Origin of the sequence: Oceanimonas marisflavi, from assembly GCF_003049725.1 — a bacterium.
Taxonomy (GTDB): domain Bacteria; phylum Pseudomonadota; class Gammaproteobacteria; order Enterobacterales; family Aeromonadaceae; genus Oceanimonas; species Oceanimonas marisflavi.
Map to the genome: position 1 here is coordinate 1 of NZ_QAGM01000071.1, position 446 is coordinate 446.

At 68.4% G+C, this 446-nt stretch carries 1 protein-coding gene; it reads right to left on the bottom strand.

Annotation, left to right across the window (positions count from 1 at the left end; translation table 11 throughout):
- Window positions 1–446, bottom strand: a 446-nt coding sequence (locus DA373_RS16130) for a metallopeptidase TldD-related protein (RefSeq protein ID WP_232821416.1), incomplete at both ends; no start/stop codon positions are given.

Here is a 446-nt window from a genome sequence, read left to right on the forward strand (position 1 = left end):
GATCAGCGTGGTGCACTGGGTCGGATGGCCTTCGTCATCGATGTTGAGTGAACCACGGCGCCCATCCAGGGTGCCGTCGTCGACGATGGTCACGCCCGGGGCGGCCACGCGCTCGCCGATCCTGCCGGCGTAGACACTGGTGCCCTTGCGGTTGAAGTCACCTTCCAGGCCATGCCCGACCGCCTCGTGCAGCAGCACGCCCGGCCAGCCCGGCCCCAGCACCCCCGGCATCACACCGGCCGGCGCCGGCACCGCTTCCAGGTTGACCAGTGCCTGCCGCAGCGCTTCGCGGGCGAAGGCTTCCGGGCGGCCATCGGCAAACAGCGTTTCGTAGCCAGAGCGACCGCCGCCGCCGGAATAACCCGACTCACGGCGACCGTTCTGTTCAACGATCACCTGTACGTTCAAGCGAACCAGGGGGCGAACATCGGCGCCCAGCACACCAT